The following is a 533-nucleotide window of genomic DNA, read 5'->3' as shown; positions in this document are numbered from 1 at the left end:
CCTATCGTCTGCCGGCGCGGCTCGCACTCGTCGATCCGGCCACCGGGACTGAGCGGCAAGTGCTCGATACGTGCGGCGATTCTGATGATGTTTTCTTTGACGAAGCCGGCGGACAGTTGTTTGTCATCTGCGGTTCCGGGGAGATCGACGTTTATCGTCACGGTGCGTCAGGTTTTGAGATGACGGCCGGCGTTCCGTCGCGTTCCGGCGCGAGGACCGGCTTGCTTGTTTCACAAGAGAGCCGGCTCTACGTCGCCGCGCGGGCGCTGGGCGGTTCTGGGGCCGCTATACTCGTCTTCAAATCGCGGTCCGATTGAAGAATTTCTCCCTCGCGTCCGACCAACGTGGCCACGCCCATCTCGATGCAGATTGGATCAGTCGCCGCGGGAGGAGATGGATCAGCCCGACCACCGCCCGCTCTTTGGGTTAGCGCGGCGGTCGGGCTGATCCATCTACGTCGTCATCCTAAACAGGACAATGGTCTGGACAGGACCTAAGAGGTCACCCGTCTCGATAAGGTCTCGGATCTGGGC

General features: G+C 61.4%; 1 protein-coding gene. It reads left to right on the top strand.

All coding sequences use genetic code 11. The features are described from left to right. The coding region (locus AACY08_RS28555) for a hypothetical protein (protein WP_339472451.1) at window positions 1-317 on the top strand (317 nt) is incomplete at its 5' end. Between the last annotated feature and the right edge of the window lie 216 nt (window positions 318-533).

The sequence above is a fragment of the Pseudomonas sp. EL_65y_Pfl1_R83 genome (assembly GCF_963970695.1).
Classification (GTDB): domain Bacteria; phylum Pseudomonadota; class Gammaproteobacteria; order Pseudomonadales; family Pseudomonadaceae; genus Aquipseudomonas; species Aquipseudomonas tritici.
The sequence above is the reverse complement of the archived record's forward strand: the minus strand, read 5'-3'. Positions and strand labels throughout refer to the sequence as shown.